This is a genomic window from Massilia sp. CF038 (genome assembly GCF_900129765.1).
Classification (GTDB): domain Bacteria; phylum Pseudomonadota; class Gammaproteobacteria; order Burkholderiales; family Burkholderiaceae_D; genus Telluria_A.
The window spans coordinates 1574361-1598132 of sequence record NZ_FQWU01000001.1; the positions used below are offsets into that span (position 1 = coordinate 1574361).

16 protein-coding genes are annotated in these 23772 nt (G+C 63.4%); 8 read left to right on the forward strand and 8 right to left on the reverse strand.

Annotation, left to right across the window (positions count from 1 at the left end):
• Window position 1 precedes the first annotated feature (1 nt).
• Window positions 2-922: an AraC family transcriptional regulator gene (locus BUC24_RS07265; protein WP_073213391.1), complete on the reverse strand. Its 921-nt coding sequence runs from the start codon at window positions 920-922 to the stop codon at window positions 2-4.
• A gap of 124 nt (window positions 923-1046) precedes the next feature.
• On the opposite strand from BUC24_RS07265, the gene BUC24_RS07270 reads away from it, so the two are divergent.
• Window positions 1047-1583, forward strand: a complete 537-nt coding sequence (locus BUC24_RS07270) for a carboxymuconolactone decarboxylase family protein (protein WP_073213392.1) — start codon at window positions 1047-1049, stop codon at window positions 1581-1583.
• Here the strand turns inward: BUC24_RS07270 and BUC24_RS07275 are convergent.
• On the reverse strand, window positions 1580-2482 hold the full coding sequence (locus BUC24_RS07275) for a LysR family transcriptional regulator (RefSeq protein WP_073213393.1): 903 nt from the start codon (window positions 2480-2482) through the stop codon (window positions 1580-1582). The genes BUC24_RS07270 and BUC24_RS07275 overlap by 4 nt on opposite strands.
• 121 nt (window positions 2483-2603) lie before the next feature.
• Here BUC24_RS07275 and BUC24_RS07280 point away from each other — a divergent pair, with 121 nt between their 5' ends.
• The gene (locus BUC24_RS07280) at window positions 2604-3353 is read left to right on the forward strand and encodes an SDR family oxidoreductase (RefSeq protein ID WP_073213394.1); all 750 of its coding nucleotides are present in this window, start codon (window positions 2604-2606) and stop codon (window positions 3351-3353) included.
• Between the two features lie 6 nt (window positions 3354-3359).
• On the opposite strand, the gene BUC24_RS07285 is transcribed toward BUC24_RS07280, so the two are convergent.
• Window positions 3360-5033: an alkaline phosphatase family protein gene (locus BUC24_RS07285; RefSeq protein WP_073213395.1), complete on the reverse strand. Its 1674-nt coding sequence runs from the start codon at window positions 5031-5033 to the stop codon at window positions 3360-3362.
• A gap of 259 nt (window positions 5034-5292) precedes the next feature.
• Here BUC24_RS07285 and BUC24_RS07290 point away from each other — a divergent pair, with 259 nt between their 5' ends.
• Together BUC24_RS07290 and BUC24_RS07295 are read left to right on the forward strand one after the other, a co-directional pair.
• Window positions 5293-7959, forward strand: a complete 2667-nt coding sequence (locus tag BUC24_RS07290; protein WP_073213396.1) for a sensor domain-containing diguanylate cyclase — start codon at window positions 5293-5295, stop codon at window positions 7957-7959.
• A 70-nt stretch (window positions 7960-8029) separates the two neighbouring features.
• A complete protein-coding gene (locus BUC24_RS07295) occupies window positions 8030-8848 on the forward strand; it encodes a dioxygenase family protein (RefSeq protein ID WP_083598753.1) in 819 nt (272 codons plus the stop codon).
• 236 nt (window positions 8849-9084) lie between these two features.
• Here BUC24_RS07295 and BUC24_RS07300 read toward each other — a convergent pair whose 3' ends face one another.
• The 3 genes from BUC24_RS07300 to BUC24_RS07310 all read right to left on the reverse strand — a co-directional run bounded on the left by BUC24_RS07300 (window position 9085) and on the right by BUC24_RS07310 (window position 14227).
• The gene (locus BUC24_RS07300; protein ID WP_083598754.1) at window positions 9085-9618 is read right to left on the reverse strand and encodes a hypothetical protein; all 534 of its coding nucleotides are present in this window, start codon (window positions 9616-9618) and stop codon (window positions 9085-9087) included.
• Window positions 9619-9723: 105 nt separating this feature from the next.
• Complete coding sequence (locus BUC24_RS07305; RefSeq protein ID WP_073213398.1) at window positions 9724-13311, reverse strand: M1 family aminopeptidase; 3588 nt, start codon at window positions 13309-13311, stop codon at window positions 9724-9726.
• A gap of 10 nt (window positions 13312-13321) precedes the next feature.
• Window positions 13322-14227: an ABC transporter ATP-binding protein gene (locus tag BUC24_RS07310; RefSeq protein WP_073213399.1), complete on the reverse strand. Its 906-nt coding sequence runs from the start codon at window positions 14225-14227 to the stop codon at window positions 13322-13324.
• Between the two features lie 195 nt (window positions 14228-14422).
• Between BUC24_RS07310 and BUC24_RS07315 the strand changes: the two genes are divergently transcribed.
• Complete coding sequence (locus BUC24_RS07315) at window positions 14423-16048, forward strand: diguanylate cyclase domain-containing protein (RefSeq protein ID WP_073213400.1); 1626 nt, start codon at window positions 14423-14425, stop codon at window positions 16046-16048.
• Between the two features lie 19 nt (window positions 16049-16067).
• On the opposite strand, the gene BUC24_RS07320 is transcribed toward BUC24_RS07315, so the two are convergent.
• Window positions 16068-17651 carry a GGDEF domain-containing protein gene (locus BUC24_RS07320; RefSeq protein ID WP_073213401.1) on the reverse strand — a complete coding sequence of 528 codons (1584 nt, stop codon included), beginning with the start codon at window positions 17649-17651 and terminating at the stop codon, window positions 16068-16070.
• 250 nt (window positions 17652-17901) lie between these two features.
• On the opposite strand from BUC24_RS07320, the gene BUC24_RS07325 reads away from it, so the two are divergent.
• On the forward strand, window positions 17902-21180 hold the full coding sequence (locus BUC24_RS07325) for an amidohydrolase family protein (protein WP_073214929.1): 3279 nt from the start codon (window positions 17902-17904) through the stop codon (window positions 21178-21180).
• A 28-nt stretch (window positions 21181-21208) separates the two neighbouring features.
• Here BUC24_RS07325 and BUC24_RS07330 read toward each other — a convergent pair whose 3' ends face one another.
• On the reverse strand, window positions 21209-21667 hold the full coding sequence (locus BUC24_RS07330; RefSeq protein WP_073213402.1) for a cache domain-containing protein: 459 nt from the start codon (window positions 21665-21667) through the stop codon (window positions 21209-21211).
• Window positions 21668-21835: 168 nt separating this feature from the next.
• On the opposite strand from BUC24_RS07330, the gene BUC24_RS07335 reads away from it, so the two are divergent.
• A complete protein-coding gene (locus BUC24_RS07335) occupies window positions 21836-22216 on the forward strand; it encodes a carboxymuconolactone decarboxylase family protein (RefSeq protein ID WP_073213403.1) in 381 nt (126 codons plus the stop codon).
• Complete coding sequence (locus BUC24_RS07340; RefSeq protein WP_073214933.1) at window positions 22213-23760, forward strand: phospholipase D family protein; 1548 nt, start codon at window positions 22213-22215, stop codon at window positions 23758-23760. Before BUC24_RS07335 ends, BUC24_RS07340 begins: the two co-directional genes overlap by 4 nt.
• Window positions 23761-23772 lie beyond the last annotated feature (12 nt).

Genomic DNA, 23772 nt, shown 5'->3' on the forward strand with positions numbered 1-23772 from the left:
ATCAGGCGCTGGCCCTGGCCTGGCGCCGGTACTGCCCCGGTCCCATCCCGTAGCGCTTCTTGAATACCCGGTTGAAGGCGGCCTCGGACTGATAACCGACTGTTTCGCCAATGTCGGCCACGGCCCGTCCGCTGCTGGCCAGCGCATGGGCCGCATGGGCCATGCGCGTTTCCATCAGCATCGCTGCGGGGGTGGTGCCTGCCACCTGCTGGAACAGGCGCGCGAAGGTGGCGCGCGACATATGGCTCGCTTCGGCCATGCTGTCGAGCGTCCATGCCTGGCCCGGTGTCTCCAGCATGCATTGCAGCGTGGGTTGCAGGCGCGCTTCGGCCAGCAAGGCAAACAAGCCTTGCGTGGCTGCGGCCTGCTCCAGCCATGCCCGCACCAGCAGCGAAAACAGCGCCGACGATAAATGCGACAGCACGGCCTCTGTCCCCGGGCGCACGCTGTGCGCCTCGCTCTGGAGCATGCCGATCAAGGCGCGTAAGCCTGCGCAGTCGGCGCGCTGCGCGGTGCGCACCACCATTCGAGGGGGCAGCGATGCCAGCAGCGCGTTCATGGCGCCATCCTGAAAATAGAAGTGCCCGCACAGCAGTTCGGTGGGGGCGCCATCGCCGCCATTACCTACTTCAAGCAGAGGGGCAGCCATGCCGAGATGGCGCAGCGGTTTGCCCGAACCCGGCTCGCCCACGTGCAGCCGGTGGGCGCTCGCGTGCGGGAACACGATCACGTCGCCCGTTTCGAGGGCGACGCGTCCACCCTCGTGGTCGGCCAGTGCAGTACCTGCCACCACCATGTGATAGGGGGCCGTACCTTTTTCTGCAGCCGGGTAGTCCAGAACCCAGGGCGCGCCGACCTGGCAATGGATTTCGAGCGCGGTACGCATCGGATACAGCTTGAGCAGACGGCTTAATGCGTCCATGGGTCACTCCTGAGACGATTGAGCAAATTATAGGGGATTTCGAGCATTCAAAGATCGCGCCGCCGCTTCCATACTGCTTCTCATGCCGGCACGACGCCGGTCACTCAACCCTCAGGAGAACACCATGTCCCGTCTGCATACCATCCCTGCCGCACAAGCCACCGGCGCTGCCGCCACCCTGTTTGCCGCCATCAAAGGCAAGATCGGCATGGTGCCGAACGCTTATGCCGTGATCGGCAATAACAGTCCACTGGCGCTGGAAGCTGCCCTGGCGCTGGACGGTGCACTGGCAAAAAGCAGTCTGTCAGCCAGGGAAATTGAAGTGGTCAAACTGGTGGTCAGCGAAGGCGCCGCTTGTGATTACTGCCTGGCCGCGCACACGCTGATCGGCAAGAAGGCAGGCTTGTCGAAGGCAGCCATTCTGGCCCTGCGCCATGGCACGCCATCGGCAGATGAACGGGCCGACGCGCTGGCCACGTTTGTACGCGAGGTCGGCGCCAGCAAGGGCACGGTGGCAGCGCCCGTCCTTGCCGCTGTCAAGTCGGCTGGCTACACCGACGCCCAAGTGGTCGATGCGCTGCTGGTCATTGCCAGCATCACCTTCACCAACCTGGTCAACCGGGTCAACGACACGGCGCTCGATTTCCCCGCCGCCGATTAAGCGGCCAGCGCCGGAAAGCGCTCAGCCAGCCAGTCAATGAACACGCGCAGGCGCTGGCTCAGGTGGCGGTTGGGCGGGTACACGACGTTGAACACATAAGGGGCGGGCTGCCAGTCGGGCAGCACCGCCACCAGAGCGCCGGCCGCAAGGTGGGCCCGGACGGCATACGAGAACGTCTGGATCAAGCCCATTCCCGCCAGCGCTGCCGATACATGGGCAGTACTTTCGTTGACCCCGATGCTGCGTGTGCCCGTCACTTCAATGCGCTGTTCGCCCAGGATAAAGCGCAGCGGAATGGCGCGCCCGCTGTGCGCGGACAGGTAGTTGACCGTCCGGTGGCTGCGCTCAAGTTCATCCGGATGCTGTGGTGTGCCGTGCTGCGCCAGGTACGCTGGCGAGGCGCAGGTGACCCACGAGGTGGTGCCAATGGGCCGTCCCACCAGACCCAGATCGGTAATGACGCCACCCCGGATGGCGCAATCAACGCTGTCGCCAATCATGTCGACCTGGCGGTCGCTCACGCCCAGGTCGATGCGAATGTCCGGGTAACGCGCAAAAAACTCGGGCAGGGCGGGAATCAGCGCCGCGCTGGCCGTGGTGCTGCCGATGTCGACCCGCAGCACCCCACGCGGGCGTACCTGGGCCGCCGTGAAGCTGGTGTCGATATCGTCCAGATCCTTGAGCAGACGGGTGGTTTTTTCGTAATAGGCGGCCCCCTCGGCGGTGACCGACACTTTGCGCGTGGTGCGCGTGAGCAGCTTGACGCGCAGATGCGCTTCCAGTTGCTGTACCAGTTTGGTCAGGGTGGCATTGGGCAGGCCGAGCGAATCGGCTGCCTTGGTAAAGGTGCCCGCTTCCACCACGCGGGCAAAGGCACGCATGGCCATCAATTGGTCCAAGACAGACTCCGATTATTCATGGATGGGAATAAAGCATTCGATATTGCCTACTTTATCGAATAATCGGCCAGCTGTAAAGTTACCTCATCGCAATACCGCGACCGACATAAGGAAACGTACCATGAGCAAGAAACTCGCAGGGAAAGTCGCACTCATTACCGGTGGCAGCACTGGTATTGGCCTGGCCACAGCGGCCGAATTCGTGGCCCAGGGCGCCACCGTGTTCATCACGGGACGCCGTCAAAAGGAACTCGATACCGCACTGGCGCAGCTGGGCGCGGGCGTGACTGGCATTCGCAGCGATGTGGCCAGCATGGCCGATCTGGACCGCGTGTTTGCCACCATCAAGGAGCACGCCGGCCATCTGGACATTCTGTTTGCCAACGCAGGTGGCGGCGACATGCTGCCGCTGGGCGCGATCACCGAAGAGCAGGTTGACCGTACCTTCGCCACCAACGTCAAGGGCACGCTGTTTACCGTGCAAAAAGCGCTGGCGCTGCTGAAAGATGGTTCTTCGATCATCCTGACCGGTTCGACCGCCGGCGCCAAGGGCACGCCCAACTTCAGCGTCTACAGTGCCAGCAAGGCAGCGGTGCGTAACTTTGCGCGCAGCTGGCTGCTGGACCTGAAGCCACGCCAGATTCGCGTCAATGTGATCAGCCCCGGCCCGGTGGGTACGCCTGGCCTGGCCGGGCTGGTGGCGCCCGAGCAGCAGCAGGCACTGCTGGCGCACATGGCCAATGAAGTGCCGATTGGCCGGGTGGGTGATCCGTCCGAGGTGGCGAAGGCCGTCACCTTCCTGGCCTCGGACGACAGCAGCTTCATTAACGGGGCCGAGCTGTTCGTCGATGGCGGCACGGCCCAGATCTGATCGGGCTTAGCGCAGGGCCTCGGTCAGTACGCGTCCCTCGGCGCCTGCGGGCGGACGCACGCGCAGCACATGGCCGAGGGTCGGCACGATGTCGACCACTTCGGCGTACTGGCCGTAGGCGCCTGGCTTGATCCAGCGCTTGCCCATGATGATCAGGGGGACGTTGGTGTCATACGCGTAAGGCGAGCCGTGGGTGGTGCCGGTTTTCTCGGTACTGAAGATCCAGAATGGCTTGGCCACCACCATCAGGTCGCCCGACATCTGGCGGTTCCAGCCGCGCCGCATCAACTTGGCGGTGCGGGTGCCGACCACGCCGTTTTCCATCTGGGTGCGGGTGAAGACTTCGGCCACGCCCGGCTGCAGCAGCAGGAAGCGGGCCGCGGCGTCTTCCAGGTCGGTGCGGCGGATGTTGGCCTTGGCTGCTGCGTCGTAGTCGAGGTAGTAGTTCGGAATGCTCGATTTTTTCACCAGCTTTGGCACCGACAGGGTGGCGGCCAGGTGCTTTTCCAGGTCGACTGCCAGTTTGTCGCCGTCCAGACGCTGAGCATCGATGTGGCGCGTCTGCGAGAACTCGGGGACGTTGGCAAAGCCATGATCGGCGGTCAGTACCACCATCACATTGTCCATGCCGACCCGCTTGTCAAGGTAGCTGAAGAAGTTGGCGAGCATGCGGTCCAGGCGCTGCAGATGGTCGTGCGACATTTTGCTCTCTGGCCCGTAAGTGTGGTTCACATAGTCGTGGGCCGACATGCTCACGCCCAGTACATCCGTCACGCCAGCCGGGTTGCGGCCCAGGTTTTCACCTTCCACGGCGGCCTGTGCAAATTCGAGCGTCAGTTCGTCCAGTGCGGGCGAGGTTTTCAGGCGCTTGTAATAGTCGGCGTCGGGCTTGCCGCTTTCGCTGTAATACGAGAACGGGAAGCGGGCGTGGGTGCCGGACTTGAGCGGAACGATGTCTTCATCGGCGTCGCCCGCATAGGCGGCGGCGTCAAGCAGTGGGCTCCAGGTTTTGCCATAGTAGCGGTCGGCCGGCTTTTTGGCGTTGAAGCCGGTGGCCCAGGCCGGGTGCTGCTGCATGTAGAACGTGCTGCTGGCGAAATTGCCTGTCTTTTCCATGTACATATAGGCAGTGCCGGTTTTGCCGCCCAGCAGAATGGCGCCGCGGTCCTTGCCGGACACGGTCACGACTTTTGACTGGCTGCCGTTCGAGTAGCGCAGTTCGTCGCCCAGGGTGCTCACGCGCAGGCGACGCGGCGAGGTGCCGTCGTCCGGCTTGGTTTCTTCGCCAATGTACATGCTGCTGGTGTCGTCGGTGCAGTAGACCCATTCGCCAGTGGCCTGGTCGATCCAGTTATTGCCGATGATGCCATGCTGATAAGGATAGGCGCCGGTCAGGATGGCGGCATGGCCAATGGCAGTGACGGTGATACCGTGCGCCTGGTGCGCATCGCCATACCAGGCGCCATCGTCGAGCAGGCGGCGGAAACCGCCCTGGCCAAATTGGGCGCGGTAGCGCTGCACTTGTTCATTGGGCAAGCCGTCAAGCACCAGCACGACCACAAGTTTCGGGGCGGCAGGGGCGGCAGGGGCCGGCGTGGCGGCGTGGGCGGCCGCGGCCAGGCAGGTGGTCAGCAGCAGGGCCAGCAGGCGCTGGGCAGGACGGGACGGGTAGGAAGTCATGGGTGCTCGAAATGAAAGGAACAAGAGCAGAATGATATGCGCTTTTCGTGACGGTAATAATACGTTCTGTCAGATTTGGACTATTTCGAATAAATTTCTTGAAAGTACTACCTGTTTTGATTAGCATGGCGTCATGACAGCCTGATTTCAGGCCAGCGCGGTCCCGCCCCAACCCAGCTGCGGACCGTTTCCACTGCCTTTCGCACTGCCTCGGCCCTAGCGCTGCCGACTCCCATCCTGTACTTGAAGGAAGAGTCATATGCAATCTGATCCCTCCGTCGAAGCGGCCCGGCTGCGTTCCCTGCGCGCGCTGTCGCTTCTTGATACCTTGCCAGAAGAACGCTTTGACCGGCTCACGCGTCTGGCCAGCCGCACCTTCGCGGTGCCGATTGCCCTGGTGACGCTGGTCGACAGCGAGCGCCAGTGGTTCAAGTCGCGCGTCGGCCTGGCGGCATCGGAAACCCCGCGCCCGGTGGCGTTTTGCAGTCATGCCGTGGAAAAGCGCGCGTTACTGGTGGTGTCCGATACCTTGCAAGACCCGCTATTTCGCGACAACCCGCTGGTCACGGACGGCCCGGCCATCCGTTTTTACGCCGGCCAGCCGATTTTTACCTGCGATGGCGCCGCTGTCGGCACGCTGTGCATCATCGATATCAAGCCGCGCCAGTTCAGCGAGGAAGAACGCAGCCACCTGGAAGACCTGGCGACCCTGGTGCAGGATGAATTGAACAAGCACGCGCTGCTGGACGCAAAAATGGCCGCCGAACGCGCCTTGTACGAATTGAACGGTCAGCTGGAAAAGCGCATCGACGAGCGCACCCGCGCCATGCGCGAGACCAATGAGGCGCTCAAGCGCGAAATTCGCCAGCGTGAAAGCGTGGAGGCGACCTTGCGCCGCAGCGAGGAGCGCATACGCACCCTGATCGCGTCCTCATTCAGCGCCTTTGTCGGCATCGACGCACAAGGTGCCATCGTCGATTGGAATGCGTCGGCCGAACGCACCTTCGGCTGGCAGCGCGGCGACGTGATGGGACGGGCGCTGGCCGAGATCATTTTCCGGGCCAGCAGCCGCGACGTCCAGCGCGCCGGGATGCAGCGCTTTCTCGACGCGGGAGACGATAGCGCGGTCGAGCAGCGCATGCAGGTGCCGGCCATCACGCGTCAGGGGCTGGACATCACGGTCGAGATGACCATCAGCGCCTATGGGTCGGACGAAGGCTTGTTCTTCGGGCTGTTCCTGCACGATATTTCGTCGCGCCAGCGCGCCGAACACGTGCTGCAGCAGAAAAATGAATTGATCAACGCCGTACTCGAGACGATCGATGTGGGCGTGGTGGCCTGTTCGGCCGAGGGCGAGCTGACATTGTTCAACCGCGCTGCACGCGAGTTCCACGGCCTGTCAATCGAAGCAGTCGACCCGCACCAGTGGTCGGCCCACTACAGCCTGTTCGAAGCCGACGGCAAGACCGAGCTCGGTCACCAGAACGTGCCGCTGTTTCGGGCGCTACAGGGCGAGACCATCAAGGACTACGGCATGGTCGTGGCGCCGACGGGCATGCGTCCGCGCATGCTGCTGGCCAGCGGGCGTGGGCTGACCGGCATTGCCGGCGAGCGCCTGGGAGCGGTGGTGGCCATGAAGGACATCACGGAAGTGAACGACTCGCAGCGGCGGCTGCGTCAGAACGAGCACCGTTTGCGCTCGATCACCGAAAATCTGCCGGCATTGATCGGGCAGGTCGACAAGCAGTGCCGGTTCGTGTTCCTCAATTCCCAGGCTGCGCATTTTTACGGCAGGCCGCTTGAACAGCTGCTCGGAAAGCCGGTCCAAAGCGCGTATTCAAAAAACGACTTTGCCAAGATCGAAGCCTACATCGCTCGCGCCATGGCGGGCGAACGGGTGTCGTTTGAAGAAGAGATCGTCGTTGGCGGAAGGCGTTCGTATTATTCGGCCACTTATATTCCCGACCTGGATGCGCAGGGGGCAGTCCAGGGCTTTTACGCAATGGCGTTCGATATCACTTTCCGCAAGAACAGCGAATTGGCGCAGCACGACAGCGAGGAGCGGCTGCGCACCATTACCGACAATTTGCCGGTGCTGATCAGCTACAAGGATCGCGACATGCGCTTCCAGTTTGCCAACTCCCTTTATCGGCAGTGGTACGGCGCCGCCGCCGACAATATGATTGGCCGCACGGCGCTCGAAATCTACGGGGCCGAGTGGCATCTGGAGCGCTCGGCCCATTTTGCCCGCTGCCTGCAGGGCGAGACGGTCACCTTCGAGCTGCCTGCCACGCATGGCGACCGTACCCGCACCGTGCGCACAGTGCTGGTACCGCATTGGCGCGAGGGCGTGGTGCAGGGCGCCTACGCGCTGTCGACGGATGTCACGGAAGCGCGCCACCACGAGGCGCAGCTCAAACAGCTGGCCGACACGGATTCGCTGACTGGTCTGCCCAACCGGCGCAGTTATGAAGCGGCGCTTGCCGGGGCGGTGGCGCGGGCAGCGAGGGCGCGCGAACCGATTGCACTGATCTATCTCGATGTTGACCACTTCAAGACCATCAACGATTCGCTTGGCCACGCTGCAGGTGACGAAGTACTCAAGACGTTCGCGGCGCGCCTGCGCAAAGCGGTGCGCAAGAGCGATTTCGTGTCGCGCCTGGCGGGCGACGAATTCACGATCGTGCTCGAAGGTGTGCATTCGCCAGCGCAGTGCGAACGGGTGGCGGGCAAGATCATCGCGGCCATGCACCCGCGCTTCACTATCGCGGGGCAGTCGCTGTCGGTGACGGTGAGTATCGGGATTGCCTGGGACGTGGAAGGAACAGTCGATGACGTCGCGCTTGGCCATTGGGCCGACGCGGCCCTTTATCAGGCCAAGGACGGCGGCCGCAACCGCCATGCGCTGGTCCACGCCACAGCCTGAGATTTACCCGGTTTTACACATTGGCGACAGCATTTTTCGGCGTAACGTCCGATAATGCGTCATGACGACAATGGCAACAATCTCAACGGTGCGCGATGGCGACGGCCTGGCACACGACGCGGCGGCACTGGGCGCGCTCGTCAGCCGCCGACGCGCGCTGCGCTGGCTGGCTGTGGGTGCGGCTGCCTGCCCGCTGACCGCCTGCGAACGGGCTTTCGGCACGGCGCCCCCCGCTGGTACCGGCTGCCCCGCGATTCCCGACGAGACAGCCGGGCCGTTTCCGGCCGACGGCAGTAACCGCGGGCCGAAGGGCGTCCTCAATGCACTGGCGCTGGCCGGCATCGAGCGCGCCGACATCCGCGCTGGCGTTGCCGGGGGCAAGTCGGCGCCAGGCGTGCCGCTCACGCTGCGGCTGCAGGTCGTCGACGTGAGCGATGGCTGCAAGCCGCTCGCTGGCGCTGCAGTCTACGTGTGGCACTGCGACCGCGAGGGCCGCTATTCCTTGTACGCGCCGGGCCTGGAAGATGAATCCTACCTGCGCGGACTGCAGCAGACCGATGACAATGGCATCGTCACCTTTCAAACTGTTTTCCCTGGCTGCTACCCCGGCCGGATGCCGCATGTGCACCTGGAGGTGTTTGCCAGCGTGGCGCAGGCGCTGGCGGGCACGGGGCGCCTGAAGACCAGCCAGTTCGCGTTCCCCATGAGTGCAGTGCATGAAGCGTACAAGGACCCGGGTTACCAGGGCAGCGCCGTGCACGTGGCCGGCCAGAGCCTGGAGCACGATATGGTATTTCGCGACGTGCGTGCCGGATCGCAGATTGCCACTGTGGACGGCACGCTGGGGCAAGGGTTCGATGCCAGCCTGACGCTGGGCGTGGCGGGGTGATCACTGCGTGTAAGGGGGCGCCGCTGCGTAACCATTACATCGTCCTCGCGAAGGCGGGGACCCATGCCATATCTGCTTTTACCTCAAGCGCATGCGTGGTATGGGTCCCCGCCTTCGCGAGGACGATGTTGTGGTGGGCGACTAGCCGGCGTCGCACCGCCGCCTTCGCGAGGACGATGTTGTGGTGTGCGGTTAGCCCGGCTCTGAAACATCTGTCCGATTTCGGGAGTGTGCTGCTACCCGCCGCGGCGGCCTCTGCCGCCCTGGCCTGGCCCGTGTTCACCTGGCGGGCGCTCACCCGTGCTTCGCTCACTGTGGGCCGGCGCATCCACCCGATCGAGCTGCGAAATCAGAAATTCGGCCGCAGTCGCGCGCTGCGCGTCGGTCAGCGCATCGCACAGTGTCAGCCATAATTCGCGCAGCTCGCGCTCTTCGGCCGCGCTGGCCGTCGCTTCCTGTTCGATACCGCCGGCCAGCTCGCGCAATTCCTGGCGCGGGTCGGCCAGACGCGCCTTCAGCTCCGCCTGCAGCCGTTCACGCCGGCTTTGACGTGCGCGCAGGATGGTCAGCGATTTTGCGTTCACCTGCTGATACAGCGTTTGCTGGTTCGGCGTGAGCTTGAGCGAATCGCGCATGAATCCTGCTGCGCGAATGAGCTGATCGGCCTCCAGCTCCATGACTCTGGTAGCGCTGGCCGGCGCCGCGGTGAACAGGGTGGCGACGGCCAGCGTCAGGGCGGGCAGGGTGGCGCGTTGCAGGCGAAATCTCATGACGGCGTCCAGTAGGATGGGAAGCGCAAATATAGGCTTGCACCGCGTTTGCCGCCACCGACTTTACATAACTTTACCGCCCTGATACCGCGCCCTGCCGGCCGCCTACTCGATGCTCACCTCCTTGCGGTTGTCGTTGGAAACGCGGTCGATCATCTTGTTGTACGGGTCGACGCCGACCTCGAAAGGCTTCGCATCAACGGTCACGGTCACGCTGGGCGTGGCACCATCGAAGCGGCGCTTGGCCGCATACAGCACCCGCTCATCCTGCTCCTTGGCGCCAGGTGCGCGCGCAAAGATAGCGATGTCGACCGGCTCGTCGTACAGGCGTGCGCTTTCCTTGCCCTTGCCGTCGAACTCCAGCTTGGCCAGATGCAGCTGGAACGTCACGTCCCACTTGCCGTCGGCACGCTTGACAGCCTTGGCCTCGGTCACGCGGTTATCGTAGAACACGATCTTTTCAAACAGGTCGGTGATCAAGGCTTGCTTGTCGGCCGGGGCCTCGGCGCGAATGTAAGTGAGCAGCTCGGCCGAGGTTGGATACGGTCCATCCTTGAAGCGCTTGTCTTCCAGGAAGCGCTTGAGGGCGCGGTTGAGCGCTGCTTCGCCGATTTCGTCGCGCAGGCGGTAGAACACCAGGCTGCCCTTGGCGTAGTGGACGTATTCCTGGTTTTCGACCCGGTACAAAGGCTGCTCGTCAAGCAGTTCGCCGCCGCGCCCTTGCAGGTAGCGGTCCAGCTCATACTTGAGGAAGCGGCGCAGCTTGTCGCGCCCGTATTCCTTTTCCATGACCATCAGGGCCGAATACTGGGCCAGCGATTCCACCAGCATGGTGCCACCCTGCACGTTGGCACCGACCACCTGGTGCGCCCACCACTGGTGCGCCATTTCGTGCGCCGTGACGTAGAACACGTAATCGATGGCGTCCGCCTTGCGCATGTCGGCAATGAAGCCAATCGATTCGGAATACGGAATCGTGTTGGCAAAGGCCTGGGCAAAGCGCTGGTAGTTGGGGAACTCCATGATGCGCACCTGCTTGTGCTGGTAGGGCGTGAAGTTGGCCGTCATGTAGTCGAGCGATTTTTTGGTCGCACCAATCATGCGCTCCACGTTGTAGGGATGCTTGCGGTCATAGTAGATCTCGATCGGTATGCCATGCCACTCGCCTTTTTTGACTTCCCAGCGCGCCGACAGGTAGGCAAAGAATGGCATCATTTTCTGATCCATCTTGTACTGGAAGTAGCGGCGGCCATCGCGTACCCAGCTTTTTTGCAGGTAGCCTGGCGCCAGCGCGATCTGGTCGGCGGCGGTCGAGACGGTGGTTTCGAAGTTGATCCAGTCCGCTTCGGCGCCGAGCTGGTGATTGGCGCGCGCGGCCTGGTCTTCGAGCTTGGGCACGCGTTCCGGTTCGCCCAGGCCGCGCTTGCGGCGCTCGTTGCGGTCGGTCAGCTCCAGACCGCTCTGGTAGCCCAGGTGCGGGAACACTTCCATGTTGTTGAAGAAGGTGCCGTTCAGGTTGTAGACATCGGGCTGACCGCTGCTGGTAAAGCCGCGCCGCTGCACATCGAGGGTGAAATCAAGACGCAGGCTGGCGCCCGGCGCGATCGGCGTGGCCAGTTTGAGGATGCTGAAACGGGCGGTCTGATCGTCGAGCAGAACCTGGTGCGGCGGCAGATTGGTCCAGCGCACCGTGACGTCCGGATTGGTCTGAAAGCGCAGGGTGTCGATTGGCGCTGTGGTCTTGTTCTGCACCTGGTAGCTGGCGCGCACCTTGAGCTGGCGCTGGTCCGGGTAGATGTCGACATCAGCCTTGACATCCGTGATCTTCGGCTGCGGCAAGCCCTTGTACTTGCGATATAGCTTTTCGTAACGGGCTTGCAGATCGAAGCCTTCGTCCTTCGCTTCGTAACGATTGAGCTGATTGGTGTTATGGAAAATCCAGGCGCCGCTGGCCGCAAAGCCGACGACGCAGGCTGCCAGTGCCATGCCGGCAGGGCCGCGCAGATGCCGTTGCGCTGCTTGCAGGCGCGCGCGCCATGCCCCGGCCAGGCCGCGTACCCAGAAGGCGCGGGCGACGATCAGCAGGCCAAGCACGAACAAGCTCCAGTACGCGGCAAACCAGCTCCACCCTTCGACAAAGTGGCCATAGCCGTTCATGTCCGAGTAGCGGATGGCCGGCAAGCCGCCGATCAGGTACAGATTGTGCTCCAGATCGAGCGCACTCATGACCATCTGGGCGCAGACAAACACGATCGCCAGCAGGTAGCCAATGAATTTGCTGTTCGAGAGCACTTGCAGGGCCAGGAAGATCATCCCCATCAGGAAGTAGTTGGTCAGGGTGAGCAGGCTGCCTTTGGCGTACAGCAGTACCTCCACCGGGGCGCCGCCCTTGAGCAGCTGGATCACGATTGACGTCAGCACGCCCACCAGCAGGAAGCCGGCGATCACCGCCAGCATGGCGCCGCATTTGGCGACCAGCGGCGCCCAGTCAGGCACCGGCATGGCGTCGCCCACGTCGGCCACCCGTGCCTGGCGCTCCTTGAAAATCAATTCGCCCGCATAGAAAATGACGATGATGATCAACATGAAGTTGAAGGTGCTGTTCATCTGGGTGAGCATCAGGTGCGTCATCGGATAGACCGGCGTGCCGAACATGGTGGACATGTCGATCGAGCTGCCAACCAGATTAAGAACGGCAAACAGCAGCATGATCAGGAATGGCACGCTCTTGATCACGGCCAGCGTATCGAACTGGAAGATATGCCAGCACTGGAGCGGGCCCGTGGCAGCACCAAAGCGCGGTGCGCGTGGCGGGTGCAGGCGCACTGGCGCCGCCTGGGCTGGCGGCGGCACGTGCACTGCGCGCTGTTTGCCGAACAGGCGCTTGCCGGTGCCGCTGCGCTGTGGCTTGAACAAGATCACCGTGGCGGCAAACATGGCCAGCGCAATGCTGGTCCACAGAGCCCGGTTGGCCAGCAGGTAGGAGCCAAACGGCGGCAGCGCGGTATTGGCTTCGGCAGTGGAGAAGTAGCGCGTCATGCGCTCGAGCGCGCGCATGCCGAAGGGGTCGAGCAGTACGGCCGGCCAGACGCTGTTGATGTCGCGCGTGAAGGCGCCGCCCACGATCCACAGCACGATGAAGCCCAGCACGCCCACGTAGACCATCATCATGGAGCGGGTGGTCGCTGCCAGCAGCATCAGGAGCGCGCCGATGAACAGCAGATTGGGCAGAATCAGTACGGTCAGCGTCCACAGATAGGCGGCGGCCGGGAAGGGGCCGACGCGGGCAGTCTCCACCCACGGCATCAGGGGGCCGGCCATGATCCCCACCATGACCACCAGGAAGATGATGACGCATGCGACCAGGCCGGCGGCAAAGCGTCCGAACAGATAGTCGATCTTGCGCATCGGGGTGGCAAACAGCATGTCCGAGATGCCGACTTCATGGTCGCGCAGCACGGCGCCTGCGATAAACATGGTCACCACCAGCATCGACAGCACGCTGAAGGCACCCAGCAAGCGGGCCACCACCAGCGGTGCGTTGCGGTTGATATTGCCAATCGCGCCGCCCACCTGCACGGCATCGCTGGTCGAGGCGCCAAACGCCATCAGCGCCATGACCAGCGCGCATACCCACAGCAGGGGCTGGCGCAGCTGGAAGGCCAGGTCAAACTTGAAAAATTCACGCCACATGGCAGGCTCCTTATGCTGCCACGGCCGCGCGGGCCGTGATCATCTTGCCGCCGGCCTGGCGCAGCTGCAGGAAGTACACGTCTTCCAGATCCGCTTCGTGACGGGTGAAGCCGCTGTCGGGCTGGGCCTCGGCATACACCCGGATCTGCGGTTTGCCAGCCACCAGGCGGGTGGTCAGCACATTGAAGTGGTCCTGGTAGTGCTGCAGCGCGTCCGGTTCGACGCTGCGGCGCCAGATGCGCTGGTGCAGGGTATCGATCGCTTCCTGCGGGCGGCCCTGCAGCAGCACTTGGCCTCTGGCAATGATGGCCATGCGCGGACACAGGTCCGTGACATCTTCCACAATGTGGGTGGACAGAATGACCACCACGTTTTCGCCGATCTTGGCCAGCAGGTTGAGAAAGCGGTTGCGCTCGTCCGGATCGAGACCGGCGGTGGGCTCGTCAACAATCACCAGACGGGGCGCGCCCAGCAAGGCCTGGGCAATCCCGAAGCGCTGGCGCATGCCGCCCGAAAAGCCGCCCAGTGCCCGCTTGCGTGCTTCCCAAAGATTGGTTTGGTGTAACAGCGCTTCGACTGCCTCCTTGCGCTCGCCCCGTGCAGTGATTCCTTTGAGAACGGCGAAGTGGTTCAGCAATTTTTCGGCGCTGACTTTGGGATAGACACCGAAGTCCTGGGGCAGATAGCCCAGCTGGCGGCGCAAGCCTTCTTTGTCGGACGCGACGTCCTGACCGCGGAAGGTGATGCTGCCGCTGTCTGCATCTTGCAAAGTGGCAATAGTACGCATGAGCGAAGACTTGCCAGCGCCATTTGGCCCCAGCAAACCGAACATGCCGTTGGGGATGTCCAGACTGACGTCATTGATGGCTTTGACGCCGTTCGCATAGGTCTTGTTCAAATTTTTAATGGATAACATGCGCATCTCCGTGCTGTTGGTATGGAAGTGCGCTCACTGTAAAGTTATTGGAATTGAAATCGCAGCAAATGCGACGATCTGCAGGAATCGGGGAATGAAGCGTATATGCATGAAAAGTGCCGCGCGCGCTTTTTGCGGCAGAGCTGGCGCAGTTTCCGGTGTATTCTTCCATCCAAGGCGCACACAGGAGAGGCAATGCCGTTGACCTTCCACCCCCGTACTCTCAAGTTTCGCATCACCGTGACGGTGGCCGTACTGGTGCTGGCGGCGGCATCGCTGGTGGCGTTCGTGGCGCTGGCCGCTGCCGGGCGCGAAATGCGCGCCGTGGTGGGCGCGCAGCAGTTTGCCTTGCTCTCGAGTGCGGCCGCGCATATCGATGCCGACCTCAGTACCAGCCGCGCGCTGGTCGGCCATTTGCGCGAAGAGCTGGCGGCGGCCGGGCCGCCAGCGGCCGTGCAGATGCAAGGTTTTCTGGAATCGCATCCGGGTTTGCGCGACGCCTTCTTTAACGTGCTGGTGTACAACAGCGACGGCAAGGTGGTGGCCAACCTGAACGACCGGCGCGCCGTGCAGACCCAGGATTTCAGTACCCGTCCGTACTTCATCGATACCGCGCGCTTTCGCGAAGGCGTCATTTCGGCACCGTTCAAAAGTACGCTGTCAGGGCGCCAGGTGGTGCTGGTGACCGAGCCCCTGTTCGATGCCCAGGGCAAGATGCAGTACATGATAGGCGCGGCCATCGATTTGCAGCGGCCGCGTTTTTTTGGCCAGCTCGAATCACTCAAATTTGGCCGCAGCGGTTACCTGTTCATGATGACCGGCGACGGCACCATCCTCCATCATCCCGACCGCGATCGCCTGTTGCGCAATGTGCGCAGCGAGGCCGGTGCCGCCGTGCCGGCCACGCTGGCCGCCCTGTCCGGGTTTGAAGGCTGGACCGAAGGGCAGAGCAAACGGGGCGTGCCTGCCTTGCTGACCTATAAGCGCTTGCAGCAGACCGACTGGATCATGGGCGCCGTCTACCCGCTCGACGAAGCGCTGACACCCATGATCGCGATGCAGCGCAAAGCGCTGCTGGGCGCGGCAGCGGTGGCGCTGGTGGCTGGGCTGCTGGGCTGGCTGGCCATTCTGTATCTGCTGCGTCCACTGGGCGCCTTGCGCAACCATGTGGCCCGGATTGCGCACGGCAGCGACGATATCGAGGTCTTCAATGTGGACCGGCCCGATGAATTTGGTGAACTGAGCCGGGCCTTTTACCGGCTCTCGCAGCAGCGCCAGGACGCCGAGCGCGACATCGCTGCGCAAGCGCGCACCGATCCACTGACCGGGATCGCCAACCGCCGCATGTTTGAAGAAGTGTTTGCCCTGTCGCTGGCGCGCGCTGCGCGTTTGCACCACTGGGTGGGACTGGCCTACCTTGATATTGACCGCTTCAAGCTCATCAACGACAGTTACGGGCACGCCGCTGGCGACGCCGTGCTGGTGGAATTTGCCACCCGCCTGCGTGACGCCGTGCGCGCGACCGACACCGTGGCGCGCCTGGCAGGCGACGAATTCGTCGTCCTGTTCGACTGCATGGACCATGCGGCCGCGCCGCAAGCGCTGGCGGCCAAGATCCTGGCCTGCATGCGTGCCCCGTTTGTCCTAGAGGGGCGCACCCTGGCCGTCACGGCCAGCATTGGCGTGGCGCTGGCCAAGGGCGGCGCCGGTTCCATGGATGCCTTGCTCGGTGCGGCCGACCAGGCACTGTACGAGGCCAAAGGCAAGGGGCGCGATACCTGGTCACTGCGGCAACTGGCAGCGCCGGCCGTAATCAGCTAGCACGGCGGCGCGGCCGTGCTTATTTATTGACCACCAGCGAAAACCGCTTGCTCGAACCGGGCGGCATGCTGCCTTCGGCGCGCACGCGGTTACGCCCGCTTGTCTTGGCCAGATACAGCGCGCGGTCGGCCGCGTCCACCAGGTCGGACGGCGCCATGTTCAGGGTCGGCACCACCGAGTGCACACCGCAGCTGACGGTGACGCTGTGTGGCTTGCCGCTGATATGGTCCATGGTGCGGGCGGCAACGGTCTTGCGGATCGATTCGGCCACGGCGATGGCGCCGCGCAGGTCGGTATCGGGCAGCAGGATGGCGAATTCCTCGCCCCCCATGCGCGCGGCCAGGTCCTGGCTGCGGCGGCGCCCGTTGTTGATGCAGCCAGCCACCGACTTGAGGCATTCGTCGCCGGCAGGGTGGCCATGCTGGTCGTTATACTTCTTGAAGTAGTCGACGTCGAGGATCACCAGCGACAGCGGACGGCCATCGGTGGCGGCGCGGTTGAATTCGCGCAGCAGGCGGGTGTCGAACTGGCGCCGGTTGGCAATCCCGGTCAGGGCATCCTTGAGCGCCTGGCGGCGCAGCGAGCGGCTCTTCTTGACCAGCAGCTTTTGCAGGCTGCGGCGTTCCTTTTCCAGGCGGTCGCGCAGGGCCACCTGGCCATACAGGCGAATCCCCAGCCACAGTTGAATCAGCATCAGCAGCGACACGCCGGCCGTCGACAGATAGGCGCTGTCCCACCAGTCCGACAGAATGGCGTCGCTCGGCATGCTCATGACCACCACCAGGGGATAGGCCTTGACGCCGCGGTAAGAGTACAAATGCTCGACTTCGTGGCCCAGCGAACCGGTGCTGCGGAACTGGGAACCGGTCTCGCCCTTGCGGGCGAGCTGGAAGGCGGTATTGGCGCGCAAGTCCATGCCGGTGCGCGTGCCCTTGTCGGGCTTGGCCAGCACCAGCTGGCCCGAGTTCAGGGCCAGCATCAAAGTGCCGCTATTGTCAAAGGTCAGATCGTTGTAGATCGATTGCAGCACCTTGATGCGCAGGTGGGCCAGCACCATGCCGCCGAAGGCGCCGTCGCGCGTGATCAGGCGGCGCGACAGTGGCAAGACCCATTCATCACTGCCAGGACGGCGCACGGGCGCACTGATGTGCAGGCGGCTGACCGGGTCGAACTTCTGGATGCGCAGCTGGGCGGCTGCATCGGGCGGAGCGCCCAGCGATGCCGACGCGCCCAGGGTGCGCACGCCGTCGGCGTCGTACACGGCCAGGTCGCTCAAGATGGCACCGCGCGCGACGCGCTCGCCCATGTAGCGCTGCAGGCGCAACTGGTCCGATTCGCTGCCCACGCGCTCGACCATTTCCAGCAGCAGACTGTCGGCCTGGGTCAGGGTGTTGGCCGTGTGTTCCGCCACGGTCTGGGTCAGGTTGGCAGTGGCAATCTGGGTCTGCTTCAATTGAACCGCACGGGCCCGGTACACGCTCCAGGCCTGCATCCCGCCCAGCGACAGACAGGCCAGCGTGAAGAACACGATGGCCACCCGGGTCACCGGGCGTTTCTGGTGGTCAAGCTGAGAAAGTGAGGCGAGAATCTGGTCGGGTTTCATGCAGCTGCTTTACGTGATGCATCCCGATATTGTTGTCAGGAATAACATATTGCTAGAGTGAACCCCTATATTATCAGAAACGCAATCACGAAAGGTTGTTTATACCCAACTAATGCGAAATGGGTAGACGCGCTGCATATTTGCCCACGAGCCATAATCTACGCGTAAAATTCCCGGTAAGGTGCATTCGGCCATATGTTCGATGCCACGCCGGGTAATGCCCAATACAATCGAGAAAAAGGGGACTTTGATGCAAACAATGCGAGCTGCCGCCCTGGCGGCCATGATCGCTGCCGCCGCTGGTGCTACCGCGCAAGAGAGTGCGGCCGACAAGAAGAAGTGGGACGTCAACCATCCGCCTGGCGCGGCGCGGCAAGTGAACATTGACACGCGCACCGGCACCTGGATGAGCATTGATGTCAGCCCCGACGGCAAGCAGATCGTGTTTGACCTGCTGGGCGACCTGTATTTGCTGCCCATTGGCGGCGGCGAAGCGAAGGCGCTGACCCATTCGGTGGCCTGGGAAATGCAGGCGCGCTTTTCGCCGGACGGCAAGCAGCTGGCCTATATGTCGGATGCGGCCGGCGGCGACAATATCTGGGTGATGAATGTGGACGGCAGCGGCGCCCGTGAAATCAGCAAGGAAAAATTCCGTTTGTTGAACAATCCGGTCTGGCATCCGAACGGCCAGTTCATTGCCGCACGCAAGCATTACTCTGGGACGCGCTCGCTGGGGTCGGGCGAATTGTGGATGTACCACGCGCAAGGCGGTGGCGGCGTGCAGCTCAATGAAAAGCCGAACTGGCAAAAGGATCTGGGCGAGCCGGCGTTTTCACCGGACGGTCGCTACATCTATTATTCGCAGGACACAACCGATGGCACGTCCTTCGAATACAACAAGGATTCGAACGGTCAGATCTACACGATCTTCCGGCGCGATCTGCAGGACCAGAAGGTCAAGCCCTTCGTCAACGGGCAGGGTGGGGCAGTGCGCCCCGTGCCTTCGCCGGACGGCAAGTATCTGGCCTTTGTGCGGCGCGTGCGCAACCAGTCCACCCTGTTCATCAAGGACTTGAGCAGCGGGCGCGAAACACCGGCCTGGGATGGACTCGAGCGCGACCTGCAGGAAGCCTGGGCCATCCATGGCGTGTACCCGGCCTTCAGCTGGATGCCGGGCAGTAAGGAAATCGTGGTCTGGGCCAAGGGCAAGATCTGGCGGGTTGATCCGTTTGCGCAGAAAGCCAGCGAGATCGCCTTCCATGTGAAAGACACGCGCGAGGTGCGCGAGGCGCTGCGCTTTAGCCACGCGGTGGCCCCGGAAACGTTTGATGTGCGCCAGTTGCGCTGGGTGAATGTGGCGCCGCAAGGCAACAAGGTGGTGTATTCCGCGCTGGGACACCTGTATGTGCGTGCCTTGCCGGACGGGGTGCCGACGCGGCTGACGCGCCAGGATGACCATTTTGAATACTTCCCCAAGTTTTCGCGCGATGGGCAGCACGTCGTGTTTGCCACCTGGGATGACGCCAAGCTCGGTTCGGTGCGCAGCATTGATCTGCGCAGCGGCAAGGAAACCGTGCTCACCAGCGCACCCGGCAAGTATCTGGATCCGGCCTTCTCGCCCGATGGCAAGGAAGTGGTGTACGTCAAGAGCCAGGGCCGCGCCCTGACCACACCGTGGCACGGCCTGGATACGGGCGTCTACCGCGTGGCGGCCGATGGCAAGGGCAAGCCGGTGCTTGTGACCGAAGACGGCAGTGCGCCCCAGTTCGGTGCCGACGGCAAGCTGCTGTACGTGACGCGTCATGCGCAAACAAGCGAAGTCGATTTCTCCGCCTCGCTGGTGCGCATCAAGCTCGATAAATATGAAGAACACACCCTGGCCAAAGGCGAGATGGTGACCAGTTTCACCGTGTCGCCCGACGGCAACTGGCTGGCTTACGGCGAGCGCTTCCATACCTGGGTGACCCCGCTGCCGCAAGCTGGTACGCCCCTGACCATTGGGGAAAAGGGCGAGGCATTGCCGGTGCGCCGGCTCGACGTGGATGCGGGTGATTATGCGCACTGGTCGGGCGACAGCAGCGCGCTGCACTTCTCGCTGGGCGACCAGCTCTTCACGCGCCAGCTCAAGCAAGCCTTTGCCGCAGCCGACCCGGATGAAGCGAAGGAAAAGGCACGCCAGGACGCGCTGGCCAGGCAGCCTGGTCTGGGCATCGGTTTCCGTGCCAAGGCAGCCAAGCCAAGCGGCACCAGCGTGATCGACGGCGCCCGCATCATTACCATGCGCGGCGACGAAGTGATTGACAATGGCCGCATTGTCATCAAGGAAAACCGCATTGTCGCCATCGGCAAGGCCAGCGAGGTGGCGATACCCGCCGGTGCCGCCCTGATCGATGCCCGTGGCAAGACCGTGATGCCGGGCCTGGTCGACGCCCACTGGCATGGCAGCATGGGCGAAGACGGCATCGTGCCGCAGCAAAGCTGGGTCGACTACGCCGGCCTGGCCCTGGGCGTGACCACCGTGCACGACCCGTCCAACGACACCGGCACCATCTTCACCCACAGTGAAATGCAGCGTACCGGCCAGCTGGTGGCGCCGCGCATCTATTCGACCGGCACCATTTTGTACGGCGCCAAGGGCAACTTTGCCGCGCCAGTCGATAGCCTGGACGATGCCCTGACCCATGTGCGGCGCTTGAAAGCGGGCGGCGCCATCAGCGTCAAGAGCTACAACCAGCCGCGCCGCGAACAGCGCCAGCAGATTCTGGAAGCGGCGCGCCAGAGCGGCATCATGGTGGTGCCGGAAGGCGGCTCTCTGTTCCAGAGCAATATGACGATGGTGGTGGACGGGCATACCGGCGTCGAGCATGCCTTGCCGGTCGAAGCGACCTACGACGACGTCAAGCAGCTGTGGTCGCAGACCAAGGTGGGCTATACGCCGACGCTGGTGGTGGCCTATGGCGGCCTCGATGGCGAGCATTACTGGTACGCCCGCACCGACGTGTGGCGCCATCCGATCCTGTCGCGCTACGTACCCAAATCGGTGCTGGAGCCGCGCAGCATCCGGCGTGAAACGGCGCCCGAGGAAGACTTCAACGTGATCAAGGTGGCGCGCGAAGCGACCGCCTTGCAGCGGGCCGGCGTGGCAGTGAACATGGGCGCGCACGGCCAGCGCGAAGGCTTGGGCGCGCACTGGGAAATGTGGTCGCTCGTGATGGGTGGCATGCGGCCGCTCGAAGCGATCCGTTCAGCCACCCTGAACGGCGCCAAATACCTGGGACTGGACCAGGACATCGGCTCGCTCGAAGTGGGCAAGCTGGCTGACCTGGCCATGATCGATGGCGATGTGCTGGCCGACATCCGCAACTCCGACCGCATTACCCACGTCATGCTGGGCGGGCGCCTGTACGAGAGCGCAACCATGAACGAAGTCGGTGCCACGCCCAAGGCGCGCAAAGCGTTCTTCTTCGAAGGCGCGGGCAACGCCAACGTCCCGGTCGACGCCGCCACGCACAGCCACGGCCGCGACTGACCCGACCGGGGCTTGACCGGCGCTGGCACTATTTGTAGATGCCGGCGCCGATCAGGACATCGCCGTGCTTTTCGATATAGGTCGATTTGGCTTCGATTGCCTTCGAGACGGGGTTGGGCCACTTGTAGTCCACCCAGCCCTTGCCCTTGGTGTTGGCCAGCTCGATGAAATTGCGCACGATCGGCACCCCGTCGGCATCCTTCAGGTCGATCAAGTCCTTGCCGATCATTTTCGGATTGGCGCCGTGCGCCGCATTCACCCCCTTGAGGTCGTACACAATGATGTACAGGTCGCGGTCCTTGAAGCTGCCCGCCGGGTTGTTAAACTCGGCGTAGGCTTTTTCCTTGCCATTGGCCTTGAGGAAAGCGCCGGCCTTTTGCACCAGCGCCACTGCTTCGGCCGCGGTGCCTTTGTCGGCCGCAACAGCCTGGGCCGCCAGGGCCAGGGTGCAGCTGGCGGCAAGAGCAAGTTGAAACATGATTTTCATGACTGTCTCCTTTTGTGATGGACTTGCCCTTGCAGCTTAATCCCGCCCAGCCGGGTTTTTTCATCGATGCTGCAAAAATGTTTTTACCTGACAACAGGCCATGGCCGGACAGGGGCGGGACGGTGCGCGCTCGCGTAGAATAAGTTGTTCACATTTAAAGGCGCAAGCATGGACCAGCAGTTCAAGGATGGCCTGGAAATACGCAAGCAGGTAATGGGCGAGCCCTTCGTGGAGGCGGCGCTTGGCGGCACCGACGCGTTCACCGCGCCATTGCAGGAATTCATCACGCGCAATGCCTGGGGCACGGTGTGGCGGCGCGATGGCCTCGATCTGAAGAGCCGCAGCTTCGTCACGCTGGCCATTCTGACGGCGCTGGGGCGGACCCAGGAAATCAAGGGCCATGTACGCGGTGCCCTCAACAATGGCGCCACGGTCGAGGAAATCCAGGAATTGCTGCTGCATGCCAGCGTGTATTGTGGCGTGCCGCTGGCCGTGGATGCCTTCCGCGCCGCGCACGAGGTGGTGCGCGATTGGCCGGCGCCGGCATGAGGCAGTGGCGCGCATTGCTGGCAGCGCTGGTCTTCGCTGGCGCGCTCGGCCTGTCTGGCTGCGCTGCCTTGCCGGCGCAGGATGGCCGCCGGGCTTCGCACGCCATTGCAGGCGGTGCCGAGACGACGATGGGCAAGGCACTGGCGCCGCTGACGGCGCAGCACCCCGGCCTGTCCGGGGTGCATGCCCTGCTCGATGGGCGCGATGCGTTTGCCGCGCGCGTGATGATGGCCAACGCCGCCGAACGCAGCCTGGATGTGCAGTACTACATCTGGCGCAATGACACGACCGGCACCTTGCTGTTCGACGCGCTCGCGGCTGCGGCGCGGCGTGGCGTGCGCGTGCGGCTGCTGCTCGACGATAACAACACGGTAGGCCTGGACCGCCAGCTGGCGCTGCTCGATGCGCTGCCGGATCTGGAAGTGCGCCTGTTTAACCCGTACGCGATGCGCAGCCTGCGCCTGCTGGGTCTGGCCGGTGATTTTGGGCGCCTGAACCGGCGCATGCACAACAAGTCCTTCACGGCCGATGGCGTGGCCACCATTGTCGGCGGGCGCAATGTGGGCGACGAGTATTTCGACGCCACCGGCGAGGTGTTGTTCGCCGATCTGGATGTGATGGCGGTGGGCGCCGTGGTGGACACGGTGGCACAGGACTTTGACCGCTACTGGAACAGTGCCTCGGCCTATCCGCTGGCCGCACTGGTGGGCGCGCCGCCCGAACATGCGCTGGCGGCGCAGCTGCAGCGCACCAAGCCGCCCGCGCCCACCCCCGCTGCGCACGCCTATCTGGCGGCGATCCGGGCCTCGACCTTTGTGCAGCAACTGACAGAGCGCTCGCTGCCGTTCGAATGGGCGCCAGTGCTGCTGGTCAGCGACGACCCCGGCAAAGTGCTGGGCCAGTGGACGCCCGAAACGGGGCTGGCCTATCGCCTTCCCGAATTGTTCGGCAATCCGGCCACCCAGGCCGACCTGGTGTCGCCGTATTTTGTGCCCGGCCCGGTCTGGAGTGCGCGCTTCGCGGTGCTGTCGCACAGCGGCATTGCGCTGCGAATTCTGACCAACTCGCTTGAGGCCACTGATGTCGCGGCCGTGCACGCCGGGTATGCCAAATGGCGCAAGCCGCTGGTGGCGGCAGGGGTGCAGCTGTATGAGCTCAAGCGCAGCTGGCCGCGCAGCAAAGCGCCGGCCAGCGCTGGCGTGGGCGGCAGTTCGGGTTCCAGTCTGCATGCCAAAACGATTGCGGTGGACCAGAAACGCTTGTTTGTCGGTTCCTTCAATTTTGACTACCGCTCGGCCGACCTGAACACGGAAATGGGCTTTGTCATCGACAGTCCCGCCATGGCGGCGCGCATGGCGGCGGTGCTGAGCGAGGACGTGCCGGCCCGTGCCTACCAGGTCAAGCTCTCGCCCGAGGGCGCGTTATACTGGATCGAGGCCACACCCGACGGACCACTGCGGCACGATACCGAACCAGGTACCAGCTGGTGGCGGCGCATGTCGGTGGGCTTGCTGTCGCTGTTGCCGATTGACTGGCTGCTGTAAAGGAGAGGGGCG